Origin of the sequence: Marinobacter sp. (assembly GCF_048269445.1) — a bacterium.
Taxonomy (GTDB): Bacteria; Pseudomonadota; Gammaproteobacteria; order Pseudomonadales; family Oleiphilaceae; genus Marinobacter.
Genome location: NZ_JBLXIQ010000010.1, coordinates 85,954 through 112,829, shown reverse-complemented (window position 1 = coordinate 112,829; position 26,876 = coordinate 85,954). Strand labels below are relative to the sequence as shown.

Annotated in this window: 23 protein-coding genes and 1 riboswitch; of the genes, 13 read left to right on the top strand and 10 right to left on the bottom strand. The window is 57.3% G+C overall.

Translation table 11 applies throughout. The features are described from left to right. Window positions 1-45: 45 nt before the first annotated feature. The 4 genes from ACN0XM_RS18345 to ACN0XM_RS18330 are packed head-to-tail and all read left to right on the top strand — an operon-like array spanning window position 46 to window position 3,949. Window positions 46-762, top strand: coding sequence for a 3-deoxy-D-manno-octulosonic acid kinase (locus ACN0XM_RS18345; RefSeq protein ID WP_417568380.1), 717 nt, complete (start codon window positions 46-48; stop codon window positions 760-762). Next, window positions 759-1,877, top strand: a complete 1,119-nt coding sequence (locus ACN0XM_RS18340; protein WP_417568379.1) for a glycosyltransferase family 4 protein — start codon at window positions 759-761, stop codon at window positions 1,875-1,877. Before ACN0XM_RS18345 ends, ACN0XM_RS18340 begins: the two co-directional genes overlap by 4 nt. Beyond that, a complete protein-coding gene (locus tag ACN0XM_RS18335) occupies window positions 1,878-2,954 on the top strand; it encodes a CDP-glycerol glycerophosphotransferase family protein (RefSeq protein ID WP_417568378.1) in 1,077 nt (358 codons plus the stop codon). Next, on the top strand, window positions 2,951-3,949 hold the full coding sequence (locus tag ACN0XM_RS18330) for a hypothetical protein (RefSeq protein WP_417568377.1): 999 nt from the start codon (window positions 2,951-2,953) through the stop codon (window positions 3,947-3,949). Before ACN0XM_RS18335 ends, ACN0XM_RS18330 begins: the two co-directional genes overlap by 4 nt. Here the strand turns inward: ACN0XM_RS18330 and ACN0XM_RS18325 are convergent. The 3 genes from ACN0XM_RS18325 to ACN0XM_RS18315 are packed head-to-tail and all read right to left on the bottom strand — an operon-like array spanning window position 3,941 to window position 8,333. Then, on the bottom strand, window positions 3,941-5,965 hold the full coding sequence (locus ACN0XM_RS18325) for an O-antigen ligase family protein (protein ID WP_417568376.1): 2,025 nt from the start codon (window positions 5,963-5,965) through the stop codon (window positions 3,941-3,943). The genes ACN0XM_RS18330 and ACN0XM_RS18325 overlap by 9 nt on opposite strands. Before the next feature lie 44 nt (window positions 5,966-6,009). Further along, entirely contained in the window at window positions 6,010-6,915 is a 906-nt protein-coding gene (locus tag ACN0XM_RS18320; protein WP_417568375.1) for a lysophospholipid acyltransferase family protein, read from the bottom strand. Beyond that, complete coding sequence (locus tag ACN0XM_RS18315; RefSeq protein ID WP_417568374.1) at window positions 6,912-8,333, bottom strand: mannose-1-phosphate guanylyltransferase/mannose-6-phosphate isomerase; 1,422 nt, start codon at window positions 8,331-8,333, stop codon at window positions 6,912-6,914. The genes ACN0XM_RS18320 and ACN0XM_RS18315 overlap by 4 nt, the downstream gene beginning before the upstream one ends. A gap of 135 nt (window positions 8,334-8,468) precedes the next feature. On the opposite strand from ACN0XM_RS18315, the gene ACN0XM_RS18310 reads away from it, so the two are divergent. Continuing rightward, a complete protein-coding gene (locus ACN0XM_RS18310; RefSeq protein ID WP_417568373.1) occupies window positions 8,469-9,266 on the top strand; it encodes a glycosyltransferase family 2 protein in 798 nt (265 codons plus the stop codon). Window positions 9,267-9,294: 28 nt separating this feature from the next. On the opposite strand, the gene ACN0XM_RS18305 is transcribed toward ACN0XM_RS18310, so the two are convergent. The 4 genes from ACN0XM_RS18305 to lpxL all read right to left on the bottom strand — a co-directional run bounded on the left by ACN0XM_RS18305 (window position 9,295) and on the right by lpxL (window position 13,449). Next, on the bottom strand, window positions 9,295-10,284 hold the full coding sequence (locus tag ACN0XM_RS18305) for a glycosyltransferase (RefSeq protein WP_417568372.1): 990 nt from the start codon (window positions 10,282-10,284) through the stop codon (window positions 9,295-9,297). Window positions 10,285-10,346: 62 nt separating this feature from the next. Further along, window positions 10,347-11,462: a glycosyltransferase family 4 protein gene (locus tag ACN0XM_RS18300; RefSeq protein WP_417568371.1), complete on the bottom strand. Its 1,116-nt coding sequence runs from the start codon at window positions 11,460-11,462 to the stop codon at window positions 10,347-10,349. After that, a complete protein-coding gene (locus tag ACN0XM_RS18295; protein WP_417568370.1) occupies window positions 11,459-12,451 on the bottom strand; it encodes a mitochondrial fission ELM1 family protein in 993 nt (330 codons plus the stop codon). Before ACN0XM_RS18295 ends, ACN0XM_RS18300 begins: the two co-directional genes overlap by 4 nt. A gap of 50 nt (window positions 12,452-12,501) precedes the next feature. Continuing rightward, on the bottom strand, window positions 12,502-13,449 hold the full coding sequence (gene lpxL, locus ACN0XM_RS18290; RefSeq protein ID WP_417568369.1) for an LpxL/LpxP family Kdo(2)-lipid IV(A) lauroyl/palmitoleoyl acyltransferase: 948 nt from the start codon (window positions 13,447-13,449) through the stop codon (window positions 12,502-12,504). Between the two features lie 122 nt (window positions 13,450-13,571). Here lpxL and waaA point away from each other — a divergent pair, with 122 nt between their 5' ends. Beyond that, the gene (waaA, locus tag ACN0XM_RS18285) at window positions 13,572-14,825 is read left to right on the top strand and encodes a lipid IV(A) 3-deoxy-D-manno-octulosonic acid transferase (RefSeq protein ID WP_417568368.1); all 1,254 of its coding nucleotides are present in this window, start codon (window positions 13,572-13,574) and stop codon (window positions 14,823-14,825) included. 48 nt (window positions 14,826-14,873) lie between these two features. Here the strand turns inward: waaA and ACN0XM_RS18280 are convergent, their stop codons facing one another. Next, window positions 14,874-16,232: a TolC family outer membrane protein gene (locus ACN0XM_RS18280; protein ID WP_417568367.1), complete on the bottom strand. Its 1,359-nt coding sequence runs from the start codon at window positions 16,230-16,232 to the stop codon at window positions 14,874-14,876. 183 nt (window positions 16,233-16,415) lie between these two features. Beyond that, window positions 16,416-16,537: riboswitch (TPP riboswitch) on the top strand. Between the two features lie 87 nt (window positions 16,538-16,624). Here ACN0XM_RS18280 and thiC point away from each other — a divergent pair. From thiC to cpdA, 4 genes are all read left to right on the top strand, one after another. Next, on the top strand, window positions 16,625-18,502 hold the full coding sequence (gene thiC, locus ACN0XM_RS18275) for a phosphomethylpyrimidine synthase ThiC (protein WP_417568418.1): 1,878 nt from the start codon (window positions 16,625-16,627) through the stop codon (window positions 18,500-18,502). Between the two features lie 433 nt (window positions 18,503-18,935). Further along, a complete protein-coding gene (locus ACN0XM_RS18270) occupies window positions 18,936-19,553 on the top strand; it encodes an NUDIX domain-containing protein (protein ID WP_417568366.1) in 618 nt (205 codons plus the stop codon). Further along, on the top strand, window positions 19,553-20,038 hold the full coding sequence (locus ACN0XM_RS18265; protein ID WP_417568365.1) for a DUF1249 domain-containing protein: 486 nt from the start codon (window positions 19,553-19,555) through the stop codon (window positions 20,036-20,038). Before ACN0XM_RS18270 ends, ACN0XM_RS18265 begins: the two co-directional genes overlap by 1 nt. Before the next feature lie 204 nt (window positions 20,039-20,242). Beyond that, a complete protein-coding gene (cpdA, locus tag ACN0XM_RS18260; RefSeq protein WP_417568364.1) occupies window positions 20,243-21,049 on the top strand; it encodes a 3',5'-cyclic-AMP phosphodiesterase in 807 nt (268 codons plus the stop codon). Here cpdA and metE read toward each other — a convergent pair. Continuing rightward, window positions 21,043-23,328 (bottom strand): 5-methyltetrahydropteroyltriglutamate--homocysteine S-methyltransferase, encoded by a 2,286-nt coding sequence (metE, locus tag ACN0XM_RS18255; RefSeq protein WP_417568363.1) that lies wholly within the window; start codon window positions 23,326-23,328, stop codon window positions 21,043-21,045. The genes cpdA and metE overlap by 7 nt on opposite strands. Before the next feature lie 119 nt (window positions 23,329-23,447). Here metE and ACN0XM_RS18250 point away from each other — a divergent pair, with 119 nt between their 5' ends. The 3 genes from ACN0XM_RS18250 to ACN0XM_RS18240 all read left to right on the top strand — a co-directional run bounded on the left by ACN0XM_RS18250 (window position 23,448) and on the right by ACN0XM_RS18240 (window position 26,167). Continuing rightward, window positions 23,448-24,338 carry a LysR family transcriptional regulator gene (locus ACN0XM_RS18250; protein WP_417568417.1) on the top strand — a complete coding sequence of 297 codons (891 nt, stop codon included), beginning with the start codon at window positions 23,448-23,450 and terminating at the stop codon, window positions 24,336-24,338. A gap of 45 nt (window positions 24,339-24,383) precedes the next feature. Beyond that, entirely contained in the window at window positions 24,384-24,776 is a 393-nt protein-coding gene (gene gcvH, locus ACN0XM_RS18245) for a glycine cleavage system protein GcvH (protein WP_417568362.1), read from the top strand. 194 nt (window positions 24,777-24,970) lie between these two features. Beyond that, on the top strand, window positions 24,971-26,167 hold the full coding sequence (locus ACN0XM_RS18240; RefSeq protein ID WP_417568361.1) for a class I SAM-dependent rRNA methyltransferase: 1,197 nt from the start codon (window positions 24,971-24,973) through the stop codon (window positions 26,165-26,167). A gap of 8 nt (window positions 26,168-26,175) precedes the next feature. Here ACN0XM_RS18240 and ACN0XM_RS18235 read toward each other — a convergent pair whose 3' ends face one another. Next, window positions 26,176-26,832: an HAD family hydrolase gene (locus tag ACN0XM_RS18235; protein ID WP_417568360.1), complete on the bottom strand. Its 657-nt coding sequence runs from the start codon at window positions 26,830-26,832 to the stop codon at window positions 26,176-26,178. Window positions 26,833-26,876: the final 44 nt, after the last annotated feature.

Genomic DNA, 26,876 nt, shown 5'->3' with positions numbered 1-26,876 from the left:
GGTTCGACTAGTCCTCTTGTTCTGTTTCGATAATCGGGTGCCAACATGGTGGAGTCTGAAATCTGTATTCGGGAAAGCGGCTCCGCCATGCTGATTCATCCCGGTTACCGAGGGCGGGTTACTGCCGACTGGTTTGATGCCAGCTATTGGGGCGATAAGGCCCAGCCGGTGAATAGTGGTGGCCGGGGCGGCGCCTGGTTTGTGCGGGCCGGGGAGGACAGGCTGGTCCTTCGGGAGTATCGCCGTGGTGGTTTGATGGCCAGGGTGGCGCAATACGCCTACGCGTACGTGGGTGAATCCGACGTACGCTCTTTTGCCGAGTTCCGTCTGCTGAACACGCTGGTGACATTGGGGCTTCCGGTGCCTCGCCCTGTCGCAGCCTGGTACCGAAAGCTCTCTCCGGTACAATATCGGGCTGCCATCATGATCGAGCAACTAGAGGATACAGTGCCTCTGGCAGAGCTGATTTTGACACTGGACAGCGAGGCCTGGGAGTCGCTCGGAACAACCATTCGCCGTTTTCACGATGCCGGCGTTATGCATGCGGATCTCAACTGTTTCAATGTGCTTGTCCGGAGCGGAGAATATTTTCTTATCGATTTCGACAAGAGCCGACTCATGAAAGACGGCGCCTCCGCTCGCTGGAAGGCAGCCAATCTTGAACGCTTTTCCAGATCCCTGGCAAAGGTCGCCGGGCAGCAGGTCCGGGAGCAGGTCTGGGATTCATTTATGAACGGATACAACAGGGGAATGGCTACTTGACCAATCCACAGCAAGGCGGGTCACTACCGTCGATCCTTTGCCTCACGGATGCGTGTGATCGTCCGGAGAGCGAGCTTTTTATCGGCCTTAAAAGGGCCGGCTTTGATGTCGATGTCATGTGCAACCCCAAAGGCAGGAATTATCAGCGCCTGCTGGACGAAGGGATGGTTGCCCAGCCCATGGCCTTGAAAAGCCGGTTTGATAAGGAAGGGATATCGGCCATCCGTGAGCAGCTTGCCAAAAAGAGTTATGAGGTGATTCACGCCTACAATCCGAGGGCGCTGGCTTGCGGGCTTCGGGCCTCCCGAGGCATGGATATCAAAGTGGTGGCTTACCGTGGGGTAATCGGAAACATCAGTTTTCTTAATCCGGAGTCCTGGATTACCTTTTTGCATCCACGGGTCAGCAAGATCGTGTGCGTTGCAGATGCGATCAGGGATTACCTGGCGAGTCTGCGTTTTCTGTGGATGCACATTCCCGACAGAAAGCTCCAACGAATCTACAAGGGTCATGACCTGGCGTGGTATCAGGCGTCACCAGCAGACCTGGCGCAGTTTGGCGTACCGGAAGATGCTTTCGTCGTGTGCTGTACTGGACGCAATAGCCCCCGGAAGGGGTTTGATGTCCTGATCGATGCCATGGATGAGCTTCCAGCCGATGTCGATGCCCACCTGCTGCTGGTCGGGGATATGATCAACAGTGATGAACTTCAGGCCCTGGCAGCCGGGTCTTCTCATCCGGAACGCATTCACTTTACCGGGTTCCGAAATGATGCACCTGCTATTGCCTCTGCCAGTAATGTGTTTGTCCTGCCATCAAAAGAACGTGAGGGGCTGCCCAGGGCCGTTATCGAAGCCATGGCCTATGGGGTGACGCCTGTGGTGACTAATGTTGGTGGCATGCCGGAGCTAGTTGAAGACGGGGTCAGTGGCCTGGTGGTTGCCCCCAATAACTCCGGCGAATTGTCGGCCGCCATTGAACGCCTTTATCGTGACAGAGAGTTGGCGTCGAGGCTTGGGCAAGCCGCGAGAGAAAGGATCGGTCGGGATTTCCACACCTCACAAACCGTCAGGGAGACGGGTGAGCTCTACAAAGCATTGACGGGCAGGGGCTGAATGCGCCGGTATCTGTTTTTTGTCAATCAACCCTATTCCTACTCAATCCTCCGCCCGCTTCAGGACGAAATTCGCCGACGGGGCGATGAGGCAGCGTGGTTTGTCGCCGGCTGCTCGACAGCGCCGCTTCTGCCTGATGAGCGGCACCTTGCGACGGTTAAAGAGGTGATGGCCTACAAGGCTGATGCCACTTTTGTGCCCGGGGACTGGGTTCCCTATTTCTTTCCGGGTATCAAGGTTGAAGTGTTTCACGGTATGGCTCGAAACAAGCGTGGCCATAGCAGCGAAGATGACAGTGATCATTACCGGATTCGGGGCTGGTTCGATCTTTACTGCACCCACGCGATGAAGGACACGGAGAAGTTTCAGGAACTGGCACATCAGTATCAGCATTTCGCAGTCTCCCATACCGGGTGGCCCAAGCTTGATCCGTTATTATCCCAGCCGGTTCGGGGGCAACGACCGCGTTCGGAAGGTGAGTTGCCCGTGGTGTTCTATGCATCGACCTTCAGCCGTTCGGTAACGTCCGCGCCGGATCTGGTGGAAAAGATTGGCGAGCTTGCCCATAGTGGTCGCTGGAAGTTTATCGTCACTTTGCATCCGAAGATGGACCCTTCTGTGGTTGCGAAATATCGGAAGCTGGACGGTGAGAACCTCCGCTTTGTCGAGAGTGACGAAGACCTGTTGCCGTTGCTGCCCCAGGCCGATGTTATGTTGTGTGATACTTCATCAATCATGTTCGAATTCATGTTCCTCGACCGCCCGGTTGTGACCCTTCGGACGAAAATGCCTGGGCCCTATCTTATTGATGTACAGAACGTCGACGACGTTGAGTCTGCCCTGGAGAAGGCCGTTGGCTATCCCGAGGAGTTGATGAATGAAACCCGGGCGCTCTGCGACGAGCTGCACAGCTTCAGGGACGGTCAGTCCAGTGGCAGAGTTCTCGACGCCGTTGAAGACTTTCTGCTCAACAGGCAAAGCACTTTAAAAAGCAAGCCGCTGAATTTGCTGAGAAAACTTAAGGTCAGACGTCGGCTCCGCAAAGAACTGGCAAGTATGTCTCCGGAGAGTTCGTGAAAAACGCCCCACCGCTCAATGTGTTTGTTGCCAGCACCCCCCTACAATTGATCAGTTGTTCCGAGGCGCTTCACTTCTATGGCTGCAGCCGGGAAGCCACGCTTTTAATTATCGCTCGGCCAGACAACCGTGAAACAGAGGAGCAAATGGCGCTTCTCGCGGAGGCACTGGGCTGGCATGGAATTGAAACAATCTATCTGAAGAAACGTTCGTTCTACCTGCGCCTTGCTACTGTTGCACGAAACCTGGCAAGGCGGACAATAAACCGACTGTTCATAGGGAACAAATCCAGTTGGATTCATGAGGTGTTTTATCGGGGCTTCGACAGCGAGCAACTGATTTTCGTGGATGATGGTCTGGCTACGGTGAGGTATTACCACGCCATCCACGACGAAGGAATTGCATCCCGGATTTCGTCTGGCAAAAAGCGCCTGCTGAGTGCCATGGGAATCCGGATCCACCGAATTGTTCCAGATGTCATTGCGTTTTTTACCTGCTTTCCCCTGCAAAGCTCTAACCTTGTCGAGGTTCAGGTTCACGACTTCCCGGTGTTCCGGGGTACCTTTAAAACCTCGGTCCGGGACAGCGATCTCACGCCTCTGGTTGGGTTCCTCGGGCAGCCATTCGGGGGAGAGGATCGCCTCCGGCAGCTGAGGCTCCAGATCCAGCATGTGGTGGAGCGTCACCCTGAGAGCCCAATAGTCTATTTTATGCACCGGAAAGAGAGCAGGGCGGATCTGGAGCGAGCGCTGGCCGGATTCCCGGTTGACATCCGACAGGCGGGCCGCCCGATTGAAGTTGAAGTGGCGCTGTCAGGAGAGACCTACATCGCCTTTTACAGTTTTGCCTCTACTGCCTTGTTCACGCTCAAGAAAATCTTCCCGGAAATTCAGATGTTTCAGATTGATGACTCTGCCTTGAGTGCAAAGTTGCCCTATTACGGCGAGATAGTGGGTATGTTCAACAGCGTTGGCGTAGAAACGACATCACTGTGAATCGCCATGGTGTTTGGGGCGCCCATGTCGGTCCAGCGTCCACAACCCTGCGTACTTGTTGAAAGTTACTTGGGCATAGGTAACCGCCGTCAGGTAACCAACGGCGCCGTCCAGGAAGCCAAAGCGGATGAAGTACACCTGCATGAAGGTCATAACCCCTCTCACTGTCGGATAAAACATGGTGCGGGTTTTCTTGCCCTTGCGGTGCTTTTCCAGTGAACCGAGCCAGGCATATTTGGCACTTTTTTCCAGGGAATGGCCGAAGTCCCGGTGAGTGTAGTGAGTCAGCCGTCCTCGCAAGGTTTTGACCTTCCGACCGGACGGGATCAGTATCCGCTCGTGGACGAGCGCGTCGGAAAAGCTCACACCTTCCCGGCGGAACAGTCTGAGGGGAGCCCGGCCACTGCGCCCGAAATCAAGGCGGCTGCCATAGATGGTGACCGCCCACGGAAGCTTGTAGGCGTCTGCATCCGGGTCCGCCAGGTGATGATTGATTTCCCTGGCAAGCTCCGGGGTGATGCGTTCATCCGCATCCAGCGACAATACCCATTCACCCTTGGCTTTCTCGAGTGCTCGCTGTTTCTGGACTCCGAACCCTGGCCAGTCTGTCACCTCCACGACATCGGCCAACCCCCTGGCAATCTCGACCGTTCTGTCGGTGCTGCCGCTGTCCAGGACAATGATCTCGTCCGCAACCAGTCGTGCCGATGTCAGACAGTCGGCAATATGGTCTTCTTCGTTTTTCGTGATGACCGTCGCAGAGACCCTACGAGCCCTGTTACGAACGTAGGACCCACTCAGTTCCGTAAACATTGCGGAGGCGAGGGAGGCAACCGCGAGCAGGTAGAAGGTCAGAAACAGGGTCCGGTTGAAGGTTGCTTCGGTCAGCCCGAAGAAAAAGTAGCCGGCACAGACCATGGTGCCGGCTGTCGCCAGGTGCGCCGTCGGAACATGACGGCTGAATAGGTGTCGCGCAAAAATGGCGAGCGGGATGAAAATTAGCAACGCCCAGCTGAGAATGCCTGGAATGCCGCTGGTTGCAGCATTATTCAGCAAATCGTTGTGGGCGTGGCCGGTACAGCAGTCTATAAAGTGCTTTGGCAGGTTTCCGGCCTCAACCTCCGACTCAATGCGATGGGTGTAACCGCCCAGGCCGACTCCGGTCCAGGGGTTTTCCCGGAACATGCTCCAGGCTTGCCCCCAGACTTCTATCCGGACTTCCATTCCAGTGTCCAGGTTACCGTCATGGAGCAGACCGTTCAGCGAATGGGACATACGGTCACTGGTTACGATTGCGCCGGCCACGAGAAGGGGAATTGCAACCAGGCCGGCGGTGCGCAGCCGTTTGCCGAGGAGCGGAATAAGCGCGACCAGAAGAAACGGCAACGCAACCATGTTACTGCGGGTCTCTGAAAGCATGGAAATTACGATGGCTGCGGTTCCGGCCAGGAATAAAAGTGTGCCCACGATCCTGCGTTTTTCGCGAGTGAAGAAGATAGCAGCAACAATGGTTAACATGCCGCCCAGAAGTGCTAGATTGCCAAAACTGATCGGGTTGATCCCGCCACCAAAGCGAGAGTTCAATAGCTGATTAAAGGCACCCTGGCGGGCTGCTATGGTCGCCAGGAAAATCGCAATTACGGACACGGCGATCAGGCCAATGGCGGCAAACATAGTTCGGGCGCCAATCCGGGCATAGGTCACGGCAACGATTAACGGCCAGAACAGGATGAAGCGGGCATGGGTGCCCAGCGTTTTTCCGCCCTCGTAATCGAATCCTTCCAGCGTCCAGGACAAAAAACTGGCCAGCACAAAAAACCAGAAAGCAAAATGCAGCAACCGCAATTCTTTGGGCTTGTCCCAGCCCGCTTTGTACAGAGACTTGCGAACGCTGAATACCATGCCCGCAATGGCGATTAGCAGGGTGGCACCGGCAAGAATGCTTGAGGACAGAAGGGCGCCTCCCAACCCTGCCATAAGAAGTGCGCTGAGAAGCAATCTGGAGTGCGAGGTCATTGTGATATTTTCCGCATAGCTCGGTCTGGTGTTTTGTGGCGTGGTTAACATACACGATCGGGGTTGTAGGGGTTCATCGCTCCTGGCGGCCGATGACGCATCCGCTTGTACTCCCATTGATACTGTGCCGGAATCTCCCGGACGCACTGTTCGATGGCGTGATTCATGGCAGTGGTGGCGGCAATCGGATCACTGTCGCCCAGGCCGGAGCCGGTTTCCCGAACGACGATTCGGAACCCGCCGGCGTTTGGCAGACGTTCTGCATAAGTGATCAAAACATTGGCTCCGGTACGCTGAATGAGCTTGGAAACGAGAGTCATTGTCTTCACTTCCATGCCGAAGAAGGGCGCAAAAGCATTGCCTTTGCCCCGGGGTGACTGATCTGGCAGGATGCCGGCGACTCCGCCTTCCCGCAGGATGGAGGCCAGCCGGGCCAGGCCGCGTCGGTCGCCCCGAACCAGTTCAGAGCCAAGCCGACCCCGAACCTTGATCATGTAGTCCTCGAATTCGGGCACATTCGGGGGGCTGTACAGTGCCGCCATCTTGTAGCGCGAGGAAAAGAACAGGCCGGCTAGCTCCCAGTTACCGAGGTGCGGTGCCAGCAGGATCAGCCCCTTGTTACCTGCCATGGCCTGGTCAATCAGTTCTAGGCCTTCGGTTTCCCGAATCAGGCCAAGACATTTCTCCACCGGCCATTCCCACATCAACGGGACTTCCAGCATGGTCATGCCGGTCTGGGCCAGGGAGGCTTTTGACATGGCTGCGCGCTCGGGCGCCGAAAGCTCAGGCAGGCAGATTGACAGGTTGATGTCGGTCACCTGACGGGACTTCGTTGGCAGCCGCCACGCCAGATAGCCAACGAATCGGCCAGCCCGCTGGGCGCCGGCAAGAGAAAGCCAGCCGGCAATCCTGAGCAGGCCGGCGATAATGAAATACTTGAACTTGCTCATTTTCGGCCGTACCGGTCCTCGTAGCGAACAATGTCGTCCTCGCCCAGGTAAGAGCCTGACTGAACCTCAATAAGTTCCAGGTCTATCACGCCGGGGTTTTCCAGAGAGTGGACCTGGCCAATAGGAATGTAGGTGGACTGATTCTCGGTCACCAGATACGTCTTGTCACCGTTGGTAACCCTTGCAGTGCCACTGACCACAATCCAGTGCTCGGCGCGGTGATGGTGCATTTGCACAGACAACTTGGCGCCGGGTTTTACCGTGATGCGCTTCACCTGGTAGCGGGCACCGTTATCGATGGAGTCATAGACGCCCCATGGCCGATACACTTCCCGGTGGTTCATGTGTTCATGCCGGCCATCGTTCTTGATCTGCTCGACGATTGCTTTCACGTCCTGAACGCGGTCCTTGTGGGCCACCAGCAGCGCGTCCTTGGTCTCGATGACCACCAGGTTGTCCACGCCAAGGGTCGCCACCAGGCGGCTGTCTGCGCGCACGAGGGTGTTGGAGGTATTATGGGTAATCACATCTCCGGTCAGGCTGTTGCCGCCCGGGTCCTTGTCGCTGACCTCCCAGAGCGCCGACCATGAGCCAATATCGCTCCAGCCGGCATCCAGGGCGACCACGGCGGCCTTGTCGGTCTTCTCCATTACCGCATAGTCAACGGAATCGGAGGGACAGTCGGCAAAGCGCTGGGCACTAACCCGGGTAAAGTGAAGATCGTCAGCGGCATCGGCAATGGCGGCGCGGCAGGCGGCGAGGATATCGGGGCGATAAGCCTCAAGCTCCTCAAGATACTGGCGGGCACCGAACAGGAACATGCCGCTGTTCCAGAGATACTCTCCGGAGTCCAGGTAGCGGTTCGCGGTTGCCTGGTCAGGTTTTTCAACGAACCTGTCGACGGCGTAGCTGTCCGGCCCCAGTTCGGTGCCCCGGTGGATGTAGCCATAGCCGGTTTCCGGATGGTGGGGAACGATGCCGAAGGTGACCAGTTTGCCTTCCCGGGCGAGGGGAATGGCCTTTTTCACTCCTTCCTGAAAGGCAGAGACATCCTTGATCAGATGATCAGCTGCCAGTACCAGCATCAGGGGATCGTCAGTGCCGTTTTCCACCGATTCACACAACTGGAGGGCCGCCAGTGCAATGGCCGGGGCGGTATTGCGTCCGCACGGTTCAAGAATAATTCGGGTATCTTCGTGGCCTGATTGGCGCATCTGTTCTGCTGCCAGAAACCGGTGTTCTTCGTTGCAGATAAGAAGCGGATTCGCTGCGTCCATGCCCTCAAGCCGCGCAACAGTGGCCTGCAGCATCGACAGCGGGCCGTTGGTCAGTTTCAGGAACTGTTTCGGGTTCAGCTGCCGGGACATCGGCCAGAGCCGTGAGCCGGTGCCGCCAGCCATAATGACGGGGTGAATCATGAGTACACTCCGGGCTTGAGTTTGAGAATGCCTTGGAAAAACATCAAAGAATCAGGCGCGCCATCTTATCATAAGGCAACCATGATATTGTTCTGACCGATCGGTAAACTGACAGGCCAGCCACCAGGATTTGTGATGAAACTACCGTTATCCGTTTATTACATCACCCAGGACGAAGAACTGCGACTGCCGGAGTCCCTGGCAAAGGTTTCCGGCTGGGCCGATGAAATCATCGTAGTCGATTCCGGGAGTACTGACAGAACCCGTGAAATCGCAGAAGCCGCAGGCGCCCGGTTTGTTCACAATGACTGGCAAGGGTTCGCCTGCCAGAAAGCCTTCGCCGCCAGTTTGTGCCGGAACGACTGGGTGCTGGACCTGGATGCCGATGAAGTCCTTTCCGACGAGTTGGTAAGCAATATCAAGGAGCTTTTTTCAAAGCCCGTGGAGTCTGACATTGCTGGTTTCAGAATGCGCTGGGTGCTTTCCCAGCCCGACCCCAGGCACCCGTTCCGGCACGACAAATCAAAAAAGATCCTGAGACTCTACAACCGCACCAAAGCTGCAATCGAGGCGGAAAAAGACAGCAACAATGACCGGCCGCAGGTAAAAAACGGTCGGGTTCTGGATCTGAAAGGCGATGTCCTGCATCGCACCCTGATTTCGTTAGAGCAGATGGAGCGCAAATACTGTCAGTTGTCGACGGAACAGGCCCGCTTTCTGGCAGAGAAGGGCAGGAAGATCTCGAGCGCCCGGCTGTTTGTGGAGTTTCCTGTGAAGTTTCTGAAATACTATCTGGTGCACCGGCAAATTCTCAATGGCTGGTTTGGCCTGAGTGTCGCAATCACCGCCGCCAACAGGAATTTCATGCGGCTGGCCAAGGCCAGGGAATTGCAGATGCTGGCGGCCTTAGAAAAAGATCGCAGGTCCGACTAATCAAGTTCGAGCGATCACTCCCCCTGTGTCAGCTTCCGGATTTGGAGGCCATCGCCTCAAGATAGAGCGTCTCAGTCTGCGCCACCATGGCCTCGAGAGTCAGCTTTTCCCGGGCAAACGCCATTGCCGGCTTTTCCGCTTCATGCAGGGCATTCAGGTCGGCTAACGCTCTGGACAGCAGGTCTGCTAGGTCCTGATCGCTGTGCCCTTTGCTGATCGCTGTGGCTGGAAGAATATCCCGGGGCCCGGACACTGGTGTTGATACCACCGGACACCCGTATAGCAGCGACTCCACCAGGACGTAGGGGAATCCTTCCCGCTCGGAGCTGATTACCGTCAGCTGTGCCTGCTCATAAGCCGGTGCCAGATTCTTGCAGAATCCCGGAAGGGTGACCTGTTGTTCCTGGCCGGATTGGCGGATGAGGTCTTCAAGCGGCTGTCGCTCGCGGCCCTCACCGAAGATGGTCAGGTGACACGATCCTGTTAATGCTCCAAGCCTCGACCAGGCTCTGATAAGGACATCGAAGCCCTTTACCGACTCTAGTCTTCCGACGGCAATGACATTGGTGATACCTGTTTGCAGTGCCGGTCCGGCTTCGGGATTTTGCGGGCGGCGCGTGACGTCCACACCGTTGTAGATCAGGTGCTTGTGGGGGTGCTGTAGAGCCCTGAAGATCTGTGGGCTGACAGTGATGACCCGGTCAAGATGAGTAAAGGCTTTGTGGCTGGATTTGATGCCGTGAACCGTGCCCACCCGCATGCCTGCCAATTTTCCAGTTTTGCCGGCAAGTTGCGCGGCCTTGTTGCCTTGAGCGTGGAGAATATCCGGCGACAGCCGACGCAGGCATCTGCGGAGGGCGAGTTGCAGCCACAGGTTGCGGCGCCCCAGATGGACGGGTAGCGGATGAAATCCGATATTGGCCGGAAATTTCTCGCGGTAAGCCCGGTGGCCAAGGACATGGATCCTGTGGCCGCGATCCGCCAGAGCGCCCGCCAAATCAGCTGTGTGTTGCTCCATCCCGCCCCAGGTTGTTCCGGGCGTTGCGAGGAGATATGCGATGGTTAATCGTCTCGATGGATTCATGTTCGATGGGCGGGCTGCTTTAGTACTTTCTCGTAAACCTGCAACGTCGCCTCCGTTTGCGCCTCAAGACGGAATCTATAGGGAATGTCGATGGCCGGCGGCTCGGAATCCAGAAGTCGGGAGACGGTCTGGGCGAATTCCTCAATATTGTCCGGTGGCACCAGTCCTTCCTTGAAGCAGGCCTGCAAGGTTTCAGCTGCGCCGCCCCGATTATAGGCGACAACGGGTGTACCGGAAGCCAGGGCCTCGGTAACCGTCCTGCCGAAGGGTTCCGGTTTGGTGCTCATATGGCATACGACATCTGCCAGCAGATACAGGGTAGTCATGTCATTGCGCTGGCCGAGGAAGCTTACCTTGTCGGTCAGGCCCAGGCGGGCGCGCTCCTTCTCCAGTTCGTCCAGGAAATGTTCCTTGCCGGGTTCGGCGCCGCCCACGATGATGCCATGGCAATCCGGCCGCTCCCTTACCAGCTGCGCCATCATGGCCAGGAAATCCAGTTGGCCTTTCCAGCGTGAGATGCGACCGGGCATCATGATGATTTTCTGGTCGGCTAACTGGGGGTATTGCCGGAACCAGCGGTCCAGCCATTGTGAACTGAGCTCCCGCTGGCGGAAGGCATCCACATCTACGCCGCGCTGGATGACCGTCAGTTTGTCTTCCGGCACGGGATAGTTGTTAAGAACATAGTCCTGCACGCACTGGGACACGGCGATAATATGGTCAGCCCGGGTCATGATCGCGCTGTAGGGATTGACCGAGTACATGCCATGAAAGGTGGACACGATCGCAGGGCGTTCATGGGCCGGAATGCTTTTCAGGGCCAGGAAAATGATCCAGGCTGGCATCCGGGAGCGGACATGCACAATGTCCGGTTTCAGGTCCATCAGCAGTTTTCGCATGGGAAGGATCTGCCCGAAAGACGCAGGTGTCTTGCGGTGTATGGGCATGAATATGTGTTTCGAGCCCTGGCCGCGGAGCTGCTCTGCCATCGGGCCGCCTTTTGAAACGACAAACGATTCGTGGCCACGTTTGACCAGGTCTGCGGCGAACTCCACAGTTCCTCTTTCCACTCCACCGCTGTATAGCGCAGGCAGTGCCTGGAGAATTCTCAACGCTTGGTCTCCTTGTGCTGGCGTTGGTTACTTTTTTGCTTCTGGTGCAATAGAAATCCCTGGTCCAGTACCCAGCGAGCGGCACGATCGGCTTCCCAAAGGGTGTGATCATGGCTGACGTTGCCGGCCATGACACTGGCGTGGTTGCGCCACTGGCCAATGTATCCCTCCCGGACCAGCCGGTCTACGCCCTCAGCCACCCGGCTGCCGGGTCTGGCCGATAACTCGAAGAGTCCAGTCGGAACACCGGAAGTCGCGGCTTCGCACACCATGGACATGCTGTCCGGCGTCACCCAGACTGCACGTGAGGCAGAAAGCTGGTGACTGAGCCAATCCTCGTGAGTCTGCTGCGGGCGAACAACGGTAATCCTAAGTCCGGCGAGCTCGTCCAGTCGATCCTGAAGTGCTTCCGGGGTTCGCCTGGAACCGCTGATAGTCCAGTGCCAGTCCGGATATTGCCCAATCAGGTCGGACACCTGGCCGAAGATGACATCATCCTCCCAGTCAAAATGAGGTGAGGGTCCGCCAATCAGTAACAGAGCTTCCCGCTTATCGGTGATCCTTGCCAGAGGCGTTATGGTATTCACCACACCCTTGGTAACGAATATTCGGGAATCGGGCTGGATACGGTCATGGGCCGGAATCAGGGCGCCGCTGACCAGCGATAACGGGAAGCCGGGCTTCATTATGACCAGTGTCCTGGTTCCCCGGAGCTTTCGCAGGGAAAGTAACAGCCGGTGTGTGCCGGATCCTGCTGCGATCACAAGATCGGGGTGGGGCAGGTCCGGCTCCATGCGTGGTGCAGCGGCCAGCAGGGTTCGCCAGAACGGGACCTTTATCGTGGTGGCATCGATCCAGTAAAGACTTGCCCCGGCGAGCACGCGAAGTCGATTGCCAAGACCTTTCAGCTGGTTCCGGTGACCCGGCTTGTTGTCGGTCAGAAGCCACACCACTGGTGCGGCCGAGTCCAGTTCACTGGGCTTTGGCATGGTTGTCAGGCACTGAATGCCTGCCTCCTTGTTGCCGGGGGCTATAGGGTTCAGCGACGGCCATAAAAGCCGGGATCGTCCGGGTCTGGACGAGTCTTGAAGCGCCGGTGCATCCACAGATACTGGTCCGGGGCGCGCCGGACTTCTCTTTCGATCGTCTCGTTGATCAATGTTGCATCCCGAAGGTCGTTCCCGCTTGGAAAGTACTCCAGGGCTGGGTGGAAATAGATATCGTAACCGGGGCGGTCTTCCCGGCGGAAGTGACTGAAAGGCACTACCTTGCACCCGCTGCGTTCGGCAATGCGTGAGGTTGCGGTGATGGTGCCTGCGGGAACGCCAAAGAAGGGCGCGAACACAATGTCCTTGCGGCCGTAATCCTGATCTGTGGCGTACCACACTGCACGGTTTTTCTTCAGGCTGCGGAACAGGCCGCGCAAATCTCTGGCGCCCAGAACGGTGCCATACCGGCGTTCGCGAGCCCGAGTCATCACTGCGTTCATCAGCGGGTTGTTGTGATCGCGCTGCATTACATCGGCCTCAATGAATTCGGTGACCAGGCTGCCACCGAGGTCCAGAGTGCTGTAATGGCCTCCGAGTAGCAGAGCGCCTTTGCCGTCGGACAGGGCTTTCTCAAGATGCTCCAGGCCATGAACCCGGGTAATATCAGTCAAACCGGCTGGATTCCGGAACCAGGCAATGCCCAGTTCCAGCAGTCCGATACCATTGGCGATAAAGGCGTTGCGCACGAGCGCAGATCGCTGCGCAGCGGTAAGCTCGGGAAAGCATAGCCGGATATTGACCTCGGCAATGTGCCGGCGACTGCGAGCAAGGTGGAACGCCAGCAGTCCGGCGAGCTTGCCAAGCCACCACTGGACACGGATCGGCAGATGGGAAACACACCACATCAGCAGAATTCCCAGCCATGTTGGCCACCAACGGGGGTGTAGGTAAGCCGAATAGTCGGTGTTTCGCGGTTGTTTTCGGTATTTCCTGTTCACGTTTGGCGGGTCCTTCCAGGTCGTGTCTTGATCGTCCTCAGTCCACTGGACAGGTCGGTCAATCGGAAGCAAATCAATAGCTTTTGCGCTATGATAGCGCACTGTTTTGCCCGGAGTCCTCTGTGCTGCAATTTATCTATTCCCAATTGATAAGGCTCATGTTGCCATTCATTTTGCTGCGGCTGTGGTGGCATGGTCGCCGCGCACCGGACCTCAGGCGTAACTGGCATCAACGCCTCGGGCTGGTGCCAGTTATGAGTGGAACCGTGGTCTGGGTTCACGCTGTTTCTGTGGGCGAAACCATTGCTGCAGCACCCATGATCCGACGCCTTCTTTCCCGAAGCCCGGGTGTCACTATCCTGATGACAGCCATGACCGATACCGGACTGGCCCAGGCTCAGAAGATGTTTGGTGATCAAGTGCATTATGCCTATGCGCCTTACGATACTCCGGGCTCTATTCGGCGGTTTATCGATCGGGCCAATCCCCGGATATTGGTTATCATGGAAACCGAAATCTGGCCAAACATGATTCGCCAGTGCCGGGCGCGTCGAATTCCTGTTTTTCTCATCAATGCTCGTTTGTCCGAGCGGTCTGCGCGCGGATACGAACGAATTCGAAGCCTTGCAGCACCCGTTATGCGCAGTATCAGCTGGGTTGCCGCCCAGGCGGAGAAAGATGCCGAACGGTTCCGACGCATAGGTGTTGCTCCAGAGAAGGTGGCTGTGACGGGCAGCGTCAAGTTTGATGTTGATATTCCGGATGACGTTCGTACGGCTTCCACTGCGCTCAGGCAAAACCTGGCGGGCCGGCCGGTCTGGATTGCCGGCAGTACGCATGGCGGCGAGGACGAACAGCTGCTGGCGGCGCACCGGGCCGTGCTGCAGGCTCATCCAGGGGCCCTGCTGATTCTGGTTCCCCGGCATCCGGACCGCTTTGAGTCCGTGGCCGGGCAAGTCACGCGGGAGGGGCTCAGCCTGGCCCGGCGGTCATTGGGTGAAGACCCTGCCAGCGCGCAGGTGTACCTGGGCGACACCATGGGCGAGCTGATGATGCTCTATGGTGCCAGTGATCTGGCTTTTGTCGGTGGTTCGTTGATTGAGCGTGGGGGGCATAACCCCCTGGAGCCCGCAGGCTGGGGCATTCCGGTCTTTTCAGGACCTCATATCTTCAACTTCGAGACCATATACCAGCGTTTGCTTGATGACAAAGGCGTCAAGCTGGTTGCCGATTCAGATGATCTGGCTGCCCATGTGTCATTGCTGTTCAGTGATGAGCTAGAGCGTGAGGCCATTGGTCGCAGGGCTCTGGATGTGGTTAACAAAAATCGTGGAGCCCTGGACAAGGTCGTCGATGGCATCATTGAGCGGGTCTGAATCGAGGCAGGGCCGATAGGCGGGTGAACCGGCTCACCCGCCTATCGATTATTGGGTCGGGTTGTCGAGAGTTTCTTCCTCGTTTGCCAATGCCTCAATGCCCGGAGCGGTCTCACTCAGCCATTTGTTCAGTTCGAGCAGATCCTGCGGGCTGAGAGTTCCGGCCGCCTGTTTGAGCTGAAGTGAGTTAATCACGTAGTCGTAGCGGGCGTTGGCATAATCTCTCAGTGCCACGTAGTAGGCTCGCTCGGCATCCAGTACCTCAACGATATTCCGTGTTCCCACCTGATACCCGGCACGGGTTGCGTCCAGGGCGCTGCGTCTGGAAATAATGGTCTGGGCCAGGGCCGAAGCCGTCTCGATGTTGTTGTTCACTGTCAGGAACAGGCTCCGGGTATTGACCCGGACATCCCTGCGTACTGTATTCAGCTGCTGCTCAGTCACGGTCACCAGAGAGCGCTGTTGGCGCACGGATGCCTGGGTGCCACCACCGGAATACAGTGGCACGTTCAGGGTCAAGCCAATGACGCCCTGGGTGCCCTCGAACTGGTTCGTCCTGCCACCATCAATCTGGGTGTCGCCATAGGAGGCGGTCAGATCCAGGGTCGGGTAATGCCCGGCTTTGGCCACTTTCAGGTTTGCTTCGCTGGCATCCAGTTGATAAATGGCAGACTGAATGGACCAGTTCTGCTCCAGTGCCGTGAGCTCCCAAGCGGCTGGGTCCATGGGGTCAGGCCGGTCAAGTGGGAAGCTCCGGCGCAGATTTTCGACATCTTCCGGGTAGTCGCCAGTCAACCGTGCCAACTGCTCTCTGGCAATATTGAGCTGATTTTCCGCTGCAATTCGCAGGCTCTTGGCATCGTCGTAACTGGCACGCGCTTCATAAACTTCGGTAATGGCGATCAGGCCGACATCAAATCGCTCTTGCGCCTGCTCGTACTGGCGCTGGATGGCAGCCTCGGTGGCCAGCGCGGTGGTCACTGTGTCCCGGGCCCTGAGTACGTTGAAGTAAGCCGTTGCAACGTCCAGGATCAACTGCTGCTGGGCCAGGTTGTACTGGGCTCTGGCCGAATCAGTCTGGAATTGGCTGGCGTCGTAGCGGAACCAGGCGTCGGCGCGGAACAGCGGCTGGCTCAACTGCACTCCGTAACTCGTGGACTTATAGGAAGTGTTCTGGGTTTCCCCGTCAAGATCTGTGTGGTTGGCTTCGCCGAAGGCGCCTATCTGGGGCAGCAGGGCGCTCTGGCTGACGTCACTGGCGGCCTGCTGGGCCTCAAAGCTCGCGCGGGCCGCGGCAATGCCGGAGTCGTAAGAAAGTGCTTTCTCATAGGTCTCGACCAGATCCATGGAAAGGGCAGGCTGGGCTGCTATGAGGCCAATAAGTCCGGAAAGCAGTCGTTTCTTCATTATGTCTCCTGAATACATTTACGCCTCTGCACCCGTTTTAAGGGGGTGTTTCGGGCAACACCCCACGCTGGGCGGCCTTGTTTTCCTGCGCCGCCGGGGTCTGGTCGGCCATTATGGACAATTATTGCCCGCACCTCTACACTTGCAAACAGCACTCATTTCGAGTGTCATGCTATACAGATTCGCGTCTTGACGGGGTGCTGGTCTGCCTTTTTTGAAATAGGGGCAGCCGGCTGAGATTGCAACGCAGAACCCGCGACCTGATCCGGATAATACCGGCGTAGGGATTTAAGACAAAAGTGCTGGCTGGCCAGTATTCTCTGAACTGGAATCCGTGCCGAAGCTCCGTCATACGCGACCCGAAAACCAATGAACTGTTCCGGGAGCGAATGATGACAACCTTACCTGATTACCTCAGTGATTCCGCCCAGGTGGATTCCGCCGCCATCAAGCCTTTGCCGAGTTCACGCAAGATCTACGTAGAGGGTAGCCGACCCGATCTGCGGGTGCCTATGCGGGAAATTACCGTGCAGGACACGCCAACAGAGATGGGCGGCGAAAAGAATCCGCCGGTTATGGTGTACGACACCTCCGGCCCCTATACAGACCCTGAAGCCACTATTGATCTGCGTAAGGGCCTGAAGCCACTTCGTGCCGCCTGGATTTCCGAGCGGCACGATGTCGAACAACTGCCCGGATACTCCTCTGAATTTACCCGACGCCGCATGAAGGATCCCCAGCTCGATCCGCTCCGGTTCATTGACGAGCGCAAGCCGCTTCGGGCCAAGCCAGGCCACAATGTCTCACAAATGCATTACGCCCGCCGGGGCATTGTGACCCCGGAGATGGAGTACATCGCCATCCGGGAAAACCTGAAACTACAGGAGGCCAGGGAACAGGGGCTGCTGAAAGACCAGCACCCCGGCCAGTCTTTCGGCGCCAGCCTGCCGGCTGAAATCACCCCTGAGTTTGTACGGGACGAAGTGGCCCGCGGCCGCGCGATTATCCCGGCCAACATCAACCACCCGGAATCCGAGCCGATGATCATCGGACGAAACTTCCTGGTAAAGATAAACGGCAACATCGGTAACTCCGCGGTCAGTTCCTCCATCGAGGAAGAGGTCGAGAAACTGACCTGGGGCATACGCTGGGGCGCGGATACCATCATGGATCTGTCCACCGGCAAGAACATCCACGAGACCCGGGACTGGATTATCCGCAACTCCCCGGTTCCGATCGGTACCGTACCCATTTACCAGGCCCTTGAAAAAGTCGGCGGAGTCGCTGAAGACCTGACCTGGGAAATCTTCCGGGACACCTTGATCGAGCAGGCCGAGCAGGGCGTGGATTACTTCACCATCCATGCGGGCGTACGCCTGCACCATGTGCCGCTTACTGCTAAACGTACTACAGGCATCGTTTCCCGGGGCGGCTCGATCATGGCCAAGTGGTGCCTGGCGCACCACCAGGAAAGCTTCCTGTACGAACATTTCGAAGATATCTGCGAGGTCATGAAAGCTTACGATGTCTCCTTCAGTCTCGGTGACGGCCTGCGCCCCGGCTCCATCGCCGACGCCAACGACGCCGCTCAGTTCGGCGAACTGGAAACCCTGGGCGAACTCACCAAAATCGCCTGGAAGCACGACGTCCAGTGCATGATCGAAGGCCCCGGTCACGTGCCGATGCACCTGGTGAAGGAGAACATGGACAAGCAGCTTGAGTGCTGCGACGAAGCCCCGTTCTACACCCTCGGCCCGCTGATCACCGACATTGCTCCGGGCTATGACCACATCACCTCCGGCATCGGCGCCGCCATGATCGGCTGGTATGGCTGCGCCATGCTCTGCTACGTCACCCCCAAAGAGCACCTGGGCCTGCCGAACAAGGACGACGTGAAAACCGGCATCATCACCTACAAGATCGCCGCCCACGCCGCCGACCTGGCCAAAGGTCATCCGGGCGCCCAGATACGCGACAACGCCCTTTCCAAGGCCCGTTTTGAGTTCCGCTGGGAGGACCAGTTCAACCTCGGTCTGGATCCGGACACGGCCCGCGCCTTCCATGATGAGACCTTGCCGAAGGATTCCGCCAAGGTGGCCCACTTCTGCTCCATGTGTGGTCCGAAATTCTGTTCCATGCAGATTTCCCAGGAAGTTCGGGATTATGCCAAGGAGCATGGTTTGGACGAAGTGTCCGCGATCGATGCGGGCATGCAGGAGAAGTCCAAAGAGTTTGTCGAGTCTGGTGGTAAGCTTTATGACAAGGTCTGAGGAACTGTATCTAGCCTGACAGATAGGTGCCGTGAGCCGGGCTGGTGCCCCTGTCTGATTTTGGTGATATCGCCTGAATCAATCTGACACATTACAAAATTCACCTATTACTGTGATATTTAACTTAGTTGAAGGCTCCTCTGCATTTTGGGGCCAGTGTTGGGGGCGGCTTCCCAAAACTGTGCGGAGCCAGGGATGGCGGAGCCCAAGCGTCACATGGGTGAGGCTGAGCGTTTATGAAGCGAAGCTTCATGCGACAGCCGAACGACTGCAATCTATGATTGCAGGCTGGACCCCGGAGGGGTGCCGCAAGGAGCGTGTTTTGGGAAGCCGCCCCCAGCACTGGCCTTGCACCTGAGCCCGGAGCAAGGGGCTTGCAATAAGAGACAGCCAACAGCTATCGTTCAAAGTCGATTCAGCAACCGGATAAAAGATGACCGAACCGTTCCAGTTCAAAGCCAGCGACGTCAAAGTCGAAAAACGCGAAACCGTCTTCCAGGGCTTCTTCCGCATGGATAAGATCTGGCTGACACACGCGCGTTTTGATGGCCGGGAAATGCCCGTGTTTACCCGGGAACTGTTTATCCGGGGCGATGCCACCTGCGTGCTTCCCTATGACCCGGAACGGGATGAAGTCGTGCTGCTGGAACAGTTTCGACTCGGCGCCCTGGGCCGTAATCATTCTCCCTGGTTGCTCGAGCTGGTCGCCGGCATGAACGAAGACGGCGAAAGCCCGGAAGAAGTTGCCCAGCGGGAAGGGCAGGAAGAGGCTGGGCTGACATTTGAGCCCCTGGAAAAGATCTGCGATTACCTGGTTTCCCCTGGTGGCAGCACCGAGATGATCCACCTCTACTGCGGTTGCGTCAGCACCGAAGAGGCCGGCGGACTTTATGGCATGGAGCATGAACACGAGGATATCCGTGCCCATGTGGTGTCTGCGGAAGATGCCATAGCGATGATCCACGATGGTCGAATCAACAATGCCGCCGCCATTATTGCTCTGCAGTGGCTCGAACTCAATCGGGCCCGTTTGAGACAAGGGTGGCAGTAATGGGTGAGTGGACCATGAAACCCAAGCGGTATGTTCCGGACCTGCGCCAGCTCGGTGCCCTGTGTGATGGCAACTACCGGAGACTGCAGAAGCTGCGTCAACTGGAAGTGGATGGCAAGCCGGTGTGCGAGTTCGAGTTGCACCGGGAGAACCATTATCTGGGGCGCGTCCGCATCCAGGCTCTGCAAACCGCCCGGTTTACCGAAACCCTGCTGCTTGAACAGGTGCACAACTCGGGGCGCTGGCTCAATAATCCGCAAATGACGGTCCGGGTTTATCACGATGCCTCCATGGCTGAGGTTATTAGTTGCTACCGTGACCGTCAGATTGCACCTGTGAATGACTATCCCAACCGTTATATGCACCACCCGGATGAGAAGGTCCAGGTCAACGGCTTCCTGGCCGACTGGCTGGATTATTGTCTGCGGTTTGGCCACCTTCCCATGGAACACGCCGCCTGGTCTGCCGGTGAGGGCGTCGACTGAAACGACGTTCATAGCGCGGAAGGCAGTACTAAAGTGGTGTGGCTGTGGCTGACTGATGTGCCATAGTTGTCAAGAATTGCAATATGTTGTCAGAGCCTGGCCAGAATGTGACGTTTGTTCGGTTCACAAGTGATAAATCCCGGAACTCACGTCGTACACTTGAGTTCAGACCAAGTGTTGCGCAGAGAGTAGATCCAGAACGCCATGACCATCAAGGAAAAAACCCGGCCACTCCGGGTACTGCAGCTGACCGACCCGCACCTGATGGCGCGTGCCGACGGGGATCTGTTGGGGGTTAAAACCCGGGAGAGCCTGCAGGCCGTGATCAGTGAAGTCCTCAGGGTTCACGGCCAGCCAGACCTTATCCTGGCAACCGGGGATCTCGCTCAGGACGGTTCGTTGGATGCCTACCGCGTGTTTGGAAAGAGCCTTCAGGTGTTTTCCTGCCCCTCCACGTGGATTGCGGGTAACCACGACCAAGGCGAAAACCTGGAAAGAGTGGCAGCCGAGTTCGATGCGAACCGCCGCCATGTGATCCAGGGCGGCTGGCAGTTTGTCATGTTGGATTCATCCGTACCCGGCAAGGTCTTTGGTGCCTTGGCTGACTCTGAGCTGGATTTCCTGGCGAATACGCTGGAGGAGCATCCGCATCTGCCAGCGGTGGTCGCGTTACATCACCATCCTGTGGATATAGGGGCAGACTGGATGGAGAAAATCGGCCTGACCAACCGGGAGGCTTTTTGGCGTGTTGTGGACAGGTTCCCTCAGGTAAAAATTGTGTTGTGGGGGCATATACATCAGGAACATGAAGGTGAACGCCAGGGTGTGCAACTGATGGCCACGCCATCTACCTGCATTCAGTTCACCTCCGGCTCCAGCAAGTTCGCAGTTGAGGACTTGCCGCCTGGCTATCGCTGGTTTGAATTCCATGACACCGGCGACTTCACTACGGAAGTCGGCCGGGCCACGGATTTCCAGTTCGACCTGGACCAGACCAGCACCGGTTACTGATCCCCCTCCCGCAATTCCCGGGCTGCGGCCACCATGCTTTTCAAGGCCGGAATCACCTCCTCCCATTGACGGGTTTTGAGTCCACAGTCAGGGTTTACCCATAGCCGTTGGGCCGGAATCCTCTCAGACGCTTTCGCCATCAATGCCTTTATCTGCTCCTTGGCTGGAATGTTGGGAGAGTGGATGTCGTAAACGCCGGGGCCAATATCGTTCGGGTACTCAAAGCCGCGGAACGCATCGAGAAGCTCCATATCCGACCGGGATGTCTCAATGGTGATCACGTCTGCATCCATGCGCGCGATGGCTTTGATGATGTCGTTAAATTCTGAATAGCACATGTGGGTATGGATCTGGGTTCCATCGCTGACACCGTTGGCCGCGATGCGAAACGCCTCGATGGCCCAGTTCAGATAGCCCGTCCAATCCGATTTCCGGAGGGGGAGACCTTCTCTGAGGGCGGCTTCGTCAATCTGGATAATACCAACACCGGCGGCTTCCAGATCAAGCACTTCTTCGCGAATCGCCAGCGCCAGCTGCAGGCAGGTATCCCTGCGGGGCTGGTCGTCCCGTACGAAGGACCAGTTAAGAATCGTCACGGGGCCGGTCAGCATTCCTTTTACAGGCTTGTCGGTCAGTGACTGGGCATAGCAAATCCATTCCACGGTCATGGCTCGCGGGCGGGAAATGTCGCCGAACAGAATGGGTGGCTTGACGCACCGGGAGCCGTAAGACTGGACCCAGCCAAACTGGCTGAAGGCATAACCGTCAAGCTGTTCCCCGAAGTATTCAACCATGTCGTTGCGCTCAGCCTCGCCATGCACCAGAACATCCAGGCCCAAGGCTTCCTGCTCGTCAATGCAGCGACTTACTTCCTCGCGAATTTGTTGCCTGTAGGCGGCTTCTTTAAGCTCTCCCTTCCGGAATTGCAGGCGAGCCTGGCGGATTCCCCGTGTCTGGGGGAAGGACCCAATGGTCGTGGTTGGAAACAGGGGCAGGCCCAGTCTCTGCTGTTGGGTTGTGATGCGCTCTGAGTAAGGGTTATGCCGGTGACCGAGGTCCGGGCTGATTGCCTGGATTCGGGCCTCGATTGAGGGATTACGGACTCTTTTGGACGTTTTCCGGCTGGCGGTCGCGGCAGTGGATTCAGCGAGCTCCTTGTGGACGACGCTTCTGCCCTGATTCAGGGCAGTGGCCAGAATGTCCAGTTCGTCCAGTTTCTGAAGAGCGAACGCCAGCCAGCTGTGTATTTCCGGGTCCAGTTTGACTTCGCTGCTGAGGTCTACCGGCACATGTAGTAGCGAGCAGGACGGCGCCAGCCACAGACGATCGCCCAGTTTTTCATGGACCGGCTCCAGCCAGTCCAGAGTTTTACCAAGGTCGGTCCGCCAGATGTTCCGGCCGTTGATAATCCCAAGGGAAAGTTGCTTGTGGGGTGGCAGCCAGTCCACTACCCGGGCTACTTCCTGTGGCGCGCTGACTGCGTCCAGGTGCAGGCCGGCAACCGGCAACTCGCAAGCCAGTTGCAGGTTTTCCCGCAACTCCCCGAAGTAAGTGGTTACCAACAATTTCTGGCTGCTGGTCTTGAGATGGTGGTAGGCCAGACGGAAGGCATGGCGCCAGTCCGCATCCAAATCGGTGACCAGGGCGGGTTCGTCTACCTGAACCCAGTCGATTCCATGATTCGACATCAGATCCAGAAGTTCCGAGTACACAGGTAGAAGGGCGTCGAGCAGGGCCAGCCGGTCACTGTCGTCTTTGGCTTTGCCCAGCCAGAGATAGGTCACTGGGCCAATAATGACGGGTTTTGGTGACAGGCCCTGGGTGCGGGCTTCGGTGATCTGTGCAATCAGTCGGTCGGCGTTCAGCCGGAAACGGGTGTGCCGGTGGAATTCCGGCACGATGTAGTGGTAGTTGGTGTCAAACCACTTAGTCATTTCCCCGGCCTGTAAATTGCGGCAGGAAGAGGAATGCTCGTGCCCGGACTGGCCCCGGGCCACCCGGAAGTACCTTTGCAGGTCGCTGCCTTCCGGCTTGCTTGCGCGCTCGGGCAGGTTGCCGAGGGTGAAGCTCATATCCAGAACCTGATCGTAAAGTGAGAAATCGCCCACCGGCACCCTGTCGAGATTTTGCTGGATGTGCCAGTGCTTTCGGCGCAGATCGGCGCCAGTGATCTGTAGTTCCTCTTCGCTGAGTTGCCCTTTCCAGAAGGCCTCCTGGGCAAATTTCAGTTCCCGGCGGGCGCCAATGCGAGGGAAGCCGAGATTGTGTGTGGTCACCATGGTGTTGTCCTCTGCCGAATCGTGTCGTTTGGAAGAGATGGCAGGTTATACCTCTGGTTAGATGAAAAATAATGGTAAGATTTCAGGTATCGATGAAATCTACTCATATGGAGGGTGGAATGATTGAGCGTGGCCATCTGGAGATTCTCAGGGCGGTCGATCAGCAGGGTTCCCTGACCGCGGCGGCCGAGGGGCTGCATCTGACCCAGTCTGCCCTGAGTCATTCGGTTCGAAAGCTGGAGCAGCGGCTTGGCACGGACATCTGGGTGCGGGAGGGGCGGCATCTCCGGTTGACTCAGTCAGGTGAGTATTTACTATCACTGGCCAGCAGGCTCTTACCGCAGATTGAGCACGCGGAGATGATGATTGGTCAGTTCGCCAAGGGCCTGCGAGGTACGCTCCGCATCGGTATGGAGTGCCACCCTTGTTACCAGTGGCTTCTCAAAGTGGTGGGGCCCTACCTGGGGCGTTGGCCAGGCGTGGATGTGGATGTAAAGCAGAAATTCCAGTTCGGTGGCATTGGTGCCCTGTTTGGTCATGAGATCGACCTGCTGGTAACACCGGACCCGTTGCACCGGTCAGGTCTGGTCTTTGAGCCGGTGTTCGATTACGAACAGGTTTTGGTGGTGGGGGCTAATCATCCGCTGGCGGGCAGGTCCTGGGCGGAGCCGGAAGATCTGGAAAGCGAGACTCTGATTACCTACCCAGTGGAGATTGAACGGCTGGATATCTACACGCGCTTTCTCCTGCCGGCCCACACCAGCCCGGCGCGCCATAAAACCATTGAAACCACGGACATCATGTTGCAGATGGTTGCGGCAGGCCGGGGCGTGGCAGCCTTGCCTCGATGGCTGGTGGACGATTACGGGGAGCGGATCCCGGTAAAAGCGGTGCAACTCGGCAAGGAGGGTATTCCCAAACAGATCTTTCTGGGCCTTCGCGAGCGGGATCGCGAGGTGGATTATCTGAATTCGTTCATGACGCTGGCAAGAGAGGTTAGCTGGAGCTAGTGACTTCAGTTAAACTGCGCAAAAATTTGTTCAGGAAATCAGACTATGAGTGAAATACCCGCAGACCTGAAATACATTGAGACGCACCAGTGGGTTCGCGTGTCTGACGACGGCACGGCGACTGTTGGTATTACGGATTTTGCCCAGGAGCAGCTGGGTGATGTGGTTTATATCGGCGTTCCGGATTTGGGTACGACGGTCAATGGCGGTGAAGAGGCCGGCGTGGCAGAGTCTGTGAAGTCAGCTTCGGATGTGTTTAGCCCGGTTACCGGCGAGGTTATCGAGGTGAATGAGAGCCTTGAGGATGAGCCGGAGAAGGTAAATGAGGATCCTTATGGCGATGGCTGGCTGTACAAGGTGAAGCTGGCAGATGCCGGTGAGCTGGATGGCCTCATGGATTCTACGGCTTATGCGGAGCATGTTGCGGCCGAAGAGTGAGTGCTTAATTTGGGGGGCTGGTCTGACGGGGCGAGTCTTCCAGAACACGCTGTGAATACGTCCCTGTACGCTTGGCTCCGCCATCCCTGGCTCCGCACAGTTTTGGAAGGCTCGCCCCGTCAGACCGTCGTGCAGCTGTGCCAGTCTCCACTCTTCCTTGCTTATTTTCTCGTCCTTTCTTTCAGGTGGTCACTATGAGTTTTCCGGTTCTTTATTTACGAAAAGGCGCAGAACGCCGTCTCCGTGCTGGCCATCTTTGGGTTTACAGCAACGAGGTGGACACCCGCCGCAGTCCGCTGACGGATTTTGAGGCTGGTGTTCAGGCGGAGCTTCGGGCGGCGAACGACAAGCCGCTGGGTACGCTGTTTGTAAATCCCCATGCACTGATATGTGGGCGTTTGATCAGCCGGGATCCTGGCCATGGAATGACGCCGCAACGCCTTACCCAGCGAATGGAAGCGGCGCTGGAGTTACGGAATCGGCTGTTTGATAAGCCGTTTTACCGTTGGGTTTTCGGGGACAGTGACGGGCTGTCCGGATTGGTGATTGACCGGTTTGACAGCACGGTCGTGGTGCAGATCTCCACTGCGGGTATGGAGCTGATGAAAGAGGCGATTATCCGGGCTGTTCAGCGCCTGGTGCATCCGGAGGCGATCATCCTCAAGAACGACGGTAAGATGCGTAAGGTCGAGGGGCTGGATACCTATGTGGAGCAGGCCCATGGCCCGGATGTCAGTCTGCTGCAGGTTGAGGAGAACGGTGTCCGTTTTGAGGTGCCGTTGGAGGGTGGTCAGAAGACTGGCTGGTTCTATGATCACCGGATGAATCGTCAGCGCCTGCAGGCCTATGCACCTGGCAAGCGGGTTCTGGATGTGTTCAGTTATGTCGGTGGCTGGGGGATTCAGGCGGCCAGTGCCGGAGCTACTCAGGTGACCTGTGTGGACAGTTCGGCCGGAGCGATTGAATCGGTGCACCATAATGCCCGGCTTAATGGTCTGGACAATGTGGAGACGATCGAAGGTGATGCCTTTGAGGCGCTCAAGGCATTGGCGGATGAGAAAGAAAAGTTCGATATCGTGGTGCTGGATCCACCGGCATTGATTCCCCGGCGCAGGGACCAGAAGGCAGGGGAGCAGGCCTATGCGCGGCTGAACCAGTTGGGGCTGCGATTGCTGGAGCGGGATGGCGTGCTGGTTTCGGCGTCCTGTTCGATGCACCTTTCACAGGAGAAGCTGGTGGATATCATTCGGGGCAGCGGTCGCAAAATTGACCGCTTTGTCCAGTTGCTGGAGCAGGGGCATCAGGCCCCGGATCATCCGGTGATTCCGGGGATTCCTGAGACTGATTACATCAAATCCTGCTTTGTCCGCTCTCTCACCGGATTCTTTTGACCACTACTTCAGTTTCGCAGTGACATCACTTTCCAGCCGCTCTCCCTGGCGAACGCCTCCAGGGTAGGGTCCGGGTCAACGGCAACCGGGTTATCCACTTTCTTCAGTAGCGGCAGGTCGTTGTGGGAGTCGCTGTAGAACCAGGCACCTTCAAGTGTCTTGCCGTGGGCTTCCAGCCAGTCGTTCAGGCGTTTTACCTTGCCGTCCTGGAAGCTCGGGGTTCCCGCCACTTCACCGGTGTAGCGGCCGTTGACCAGTTCAGGTTCGGTGGCAATCAGATGCTCGATGCCGAGCGCTTCGGCAATGGGCTCGGTCACGAAACGGTTGGTGGCGGTAATGATCATCAGGGTGTGGCCCTGCTCCCGGTGGTTGTTCAGGAGGTCGTCGGCGCTGGCCTGCATCATGGGGCGCACCTTTTTCTCCATGAAGGCTTCCCGCCATACCATTAGCTCGCTCATGTTGTGGCTGGCCAGGGGCTGAAGAGCGAAACCGAGGTAGTGCAGGATATCCAGCTCGCCGTTCAGGTATTCCTGATAGAAGCGGTCGTTGGCAAGGCGGTATTCATCGGCATCCACAATGCCTTCCTCTACCAGAAATTCACCCCAGGCATGGTCGCTGTCGCCGGCCAGAAGGGTGTTGTCCAGATCAAAAATTGCGAGCGTCAAGCGGTTACCTCCGTTGTTCACAGGGCTTGCAGGAAAGGGCCAAG

Excerpts from the sequence above, each read along its gene's own strand:
- ACN0XM_RS18345 (WP_417568380.1), top strand. The coding sequence starts at position 46 with ATGGTGGAGTCTGAAATCTGTATTCGGGAAAGCGGCTCCGCCATGCTG.
- ACN0XM_RS18335 (WP_417568378.1), top strand. The coding sequence starts at position 1,878 with ATGCGCCGGTATCTGTTTTTTGTCAATCAACCCTATTCCTACTCAATC.
- ACN0XM_RS18325 (WP_417568376.1), bottom strand. The coding sequence starts at position 5,965 with ATGACCTCGCACTCCAGATTGCTTCTCAGCGCACTTCTTATGGCAGGG.
- ACN0XM_RS18320 (WP_417568375.1), bottom strand. The coding sequence starts at position 6,915 with ATGAGCAAGTTCAAGTATTTCATTATCGCCGGCCTGCTCAGGATTGCC.
- ACN0XM_RS18315 (WP_417568374.1), bottom strand. The coding sequence starts at position 8,333 with ATGATTCACCCCGTCATTATGGCTGGCGGCACCGGCTCACGGCTCTGG.
- ACN0XM_RS18310 (WP_417568373.1), top strand. The coding sequence starts at position 8,469 with ATGAAACTACCGTTATCCGTTTATTACATCACCCAGGACGAAGAACTG.
- ACN0XM_RS18305 (WP_417568372.1), bottom strand. The coding sequence starts at position 10,284 with ATGGAGCAACACACAGCTGATTTGGCGGGCGCTCTGGCGGATCGCGGC.
- ACN0XM_RS18295 (WP_417568370.1), bottom strand. The coding sequence starts at position 12,451 with ATGCCAAAGCCCAGTGAACTGGACTCGGCCGCACCAGTGGTGTGGCTT.
- ACN0XM_RS18280 (WP_417568367.1), bottom strand. The coding sequence starts at position 16,232 with ATGAAGAAACGACTGCTTTCCGGACTTATTGGCCTCATAGCAGCCCAG.
- thiC (WP_417568418.1), top strand. The coding sequence starts at position 16,625 with ATGACAACCTTACCTGATTACCTCAGTGATTCCGCCCAGGTGGATTCC.
- ACN0XM_RS18270 (WP_417568366.1), top strand. The coding sequence starts at position 18,936 with ATGACCGAACCGTTCCAGTTCAAAGCCAGCGACGTCAAAGTCGAAAAA.
- ACN0XM_RS18265 (WP_417568365.1), top strand. The coding sequence starts at position 19,553 with ATGGGTGAGTGGACCATGAAACCCAAGCGGTATGTTCCGGACCTGCGC.
- cpdA (WP_417568364.1), top strand. The coding sequence starts at position 20,243 with ATGACCATCAAGGAAAAAACCCGGCCACTCCGGGTACTGCAGCTGACC.
- metE (WP_417568363.1), bottom strand. The coding sequence starts at position 23,328 with ATGGTGACCACACACAATCTCGGCTTCCCTCGCATTGGCGCCCGCCGG.
- ACN0XM_RS18250 (WP_417568417.1), top strand. The coding sequence starts at position 23,448 with ATGATTGAGCGTGGCCATCTGGAGATTCTCAGGGCGGTCGATCAGCAG.
- gcvH (WP_417568362.1), top strand. The coding sequence starts at position 24,384 with ATGAGTGAAATACCCGCAGACCTGAAATACATTGAGACGCACCAGTGG.
- ACN0XM_RS18240 (WP_417568361.1), top strand. The coding sequence starts at position 24,971 with ATGAGTTTTCCGGTTCTTTATTTACGAAAAGGCGCAGAACGCCGTCTC.